3 protein-coding genes are annotated in these 2636 nt (G+C 57.9%); 1 reads left to right on the forward strand and 2 read right to left on the reverse strand.

Annotation, left to right across the window (positions count from 1 at the left end):
• Window positions 1-292: 292 nt before the first annotated feature.
• Window positions 293-1219 (reverse strand): cation diffusion facilitator family transporter, encoded by a 927-nt coding sequence (locus tag P792_RS34180; protein WP_023979794.1) that lies wholly within the window; start codon window positions 1217-1219, stop codon window positions 293-295.
• 50 nt (window positions 1220-1269) lie between these two features.
• Window positions 1270-1713 (reverse strand): helix-turn-helix domain-containing protein, encoded by a 444-nt coding sequence (locus P792_RS34185; protein WP_023979795.1) that lies wholly within the window; start codon window positions 1711-1713, stop codon window positions 1270-1272.
• Window positions 1714-1788: 75 nt separating this feature from the next.
• Between P792_RS34185 and P792_RS39360 the strand changes: the two genes are divergently transcribed.
• Window positions 1789-2636, forward strand: an 848-nt coding sequence (locus tag P792_RS39360) for a heavy metal translocating P-type ATPase (RefSeq protein ID WP_035440779.1), incomplete at its 3' end; no start/stop codon positions are given.

Below are 2636 nucleotides of genomic sequence, written 5' to 3' on the forward strand. Positions count from 1 at the left end.
TTGAATGGCCCCGGGTTTTCGGAGACGTTTTCTATCCGGTTTAAGCGGCCAATGCATGCGATTTCTGTTGTGCATGGAAACGTGCCTCAGCCACTTCTGGCGGGATGTTTCCAATGGATGACAGAAGGCAACGATTATTGATCCAATTGACCCATTTAGAGGTGGCCAGTTCGATGCCGCCACGGGGCAGACACCACAAGGTTTGGCAAACGCGGCTTTGGAGTGGATACGCTGCGGATTACGGAGCGGCTCCGCGCCCGGCGGTTCAGGCCGAGCGAAAGTCCTGCTGCGGCTAAATCAGTTCTTCGCGATTTTTGACGTGTGCGTGTCGGTCCAGAATGATGACGTCGCCATGCTTCGCCTTCTCCTCGGGCTCGATGTGAATGTTGATCACAGCCTGCCCGAGCTGTGTCCTGAGTGCGTGCTCGATGTGGTCGCAGATCTCATGCGCCCTGCCGACGGTCATCCCCGTCGGGACCACGAGATGAAATTCAATGAATGTCGTGTTGCCCGCGACACGCGCCCGCACGTCGTGGGCTTCGATCGCCCCTGATGCATTCCCTGCGATCGTCCGGTCCAGGCGTGAAATCAATTCGGGATCGGAGACTTCATCCATCAGCCCGGCGACGGCTTCCCGCACGACACCATAACCTGCCCAAAGGATATTGACTGCGACCAGGCCGCCGATGGCCGGGTCAAGCCGGAGCCAACCAGTCACCGGGATCAGCGCAAAAGCGATCAGGACCGCAATGGTCGTCCAGACGTCCGTCAGGATGTGCCGGCCGCCCGCGACGAGCGCGGGCGACTTCCACTGCTTGCCATTGCGGATCAGTAGCAGCGCCCAGAACAGGTTTATAACCCCGGCGCTGCCATTCAGGGCCAAGCCCAGAAGCGGCGTGTCCGGTGCTTTCGGGTGCTGCCAGCCGATCCAGGCTTCCTGGAAGATCAGAATTGCCGTTGCGAGCACGAGGCCACCCTCGATGATCGCGCTCAGATATTCCGCTTTCTGGTGGCCATAGGGACGGTTTGCGTCTGCGGGTTGTGCGCTGACCCACAGGGCGATAAGCGCGCCGACGGCGGCCGCTACATTGACGATTGTTTCCAGCGCATCCGAGTAAAGCGCGATGCTGCCCGTCATCCAGTAGGCGGCAAGCTTCAGGGCCAGAACGACCAGACTGACGGCAAGTGTGCCCCATGCGGTCTTTATGGTGCGGTTCATGGGGACTACTCCTGCATGCTGCGACCCGTTTGCGATACTCGATGATTTGTTTACGACGCTTTGCACCCTGCCTCCGTGCCGAGATGTTCTGACGTGCATAAAGAATGATCGCTCAGGACCTGAATGATCCGACAGGTCCCGATTGTGTTGCATGAACACTGATCCAACATGCGTTGCAATTCGCCCTGGAGAGCCGTCAGGCGGGCAATACGGTTCCTGACCTCGATCAATTGGCGTTTTGCTATCTCATATGCGGCCATACAGTTTTGATTGGGATCGTCAGCAAGATCTAGTAATTCACGGATTTCATCTAGTGAAAATCCAAGTTCCCGCGCATGGCGAATAAAACTCAGGCGTTTTTTTGCTTCCTCTCCATAGACACGCTGCCCTCCTTCACTTCGGTCGGGCTCCTCAAGGATGCCGATCTGCTCGTAATAGCGGATGGTCGGCACCTTGACGCCAGTTGACCCGGATAATTTTCCGATACTGAACATAAAAGCCCCCTTGAACCTCTAGCGACTAGAGGAAGTAGATAACGGATTCGCTGCTGGGTGAACAGGAGAATCCGGATGCCGGACAGGCGCGAGTGGGATGTCACGGGCATGGACTGTGCTGCTTGTGTCAGCAAGGTGAAGGGCGCGCTTGGTCAAATCGCAGGCGTCCAGAATGTAGAGATTTCCCTGGTGTCTCAGAAACTGCGACTGACCATGGATGAGAATGCGATTTCCGTGACCAAAGTCGAAGAGATGGTCAGGAGCCTGGGATATGGTATCCGGCGCCTCAATCCTGCCACTGTAGCTGACATTGTATTTGCTCAGGATGCGACGAATGACGCCGGCGCGCCTGATACGCCCTGGTATAAAACCGGAAAGGGACGACTTGTTGTCACGACCGGTATTTTGTTGGTGCTGGCCTGGGGTATCAGCCTGATCGCACCAAACGAGATGAAACCCTGGCCATTTGTCGGGGCCTGCCTGGTAGGGCTTTTTCCGGTTGCCCGCCGCGCCTTAGCCTCGCTCCGGGTTGCTCAGCCGTTTTCCATCGAAGCCCTGATGATGATCGCGGCGATCGGTGCGCTATTTATCGGCGCGGCCCAGGAGGCTGCACTCGTCGTCTTCCTCTTCGCGGTCGGGGAACTCCTTGAGGGCGTTGCCGTCAGTCATGCCCGTGATGGTATCCGCGCGCTCGGAGCGTTGGTACCGAAAATCGCCTTGCGCGAAGACACTGCCGGTATCCGGGAGGTTCCTGCTGTCGAACTCCGACTAGGCGATGTGGTCCTGGTCCGGCCGGGAGACCGCATTCCGGCGGATGGAGAGATTATTTCCGGCGTAAGTGGCATTGATGAAAGTCCGGTCACTGGTGAGAGCGTGCCAGTGTCGCGTGGGCCGACGGATGCCGTCTTCGCCGGCTCGGTCAA

The sequence above is a fragment of the Asaia sp. SF2.1 genome (assembly GCF_000505765.1).
GTDB classification, from domain to species: domain Bacteria; phylum Pseudomonadota; class Alphaproteobacteria; order Acetobacterales; family Acetobacteraceae; genus Asaia; species Asaia bogorensis.

Coding starts and splice junctions, on each gene's coding strand:
- P792_RS34180 (WP_023979794.1), bottom strand. CDS start 1,219: ATGAACCGCACCATAAAGACCGCATGGGGCACACTTGCCGTCAGTCTG.
- P792_RS34185 (WP_023979795.1), bottom strand. CDS start 1,713: ATGTTCAGTATCGGAAAATTATCCGGGTCAACTGGCGTCAAGGTGCCG.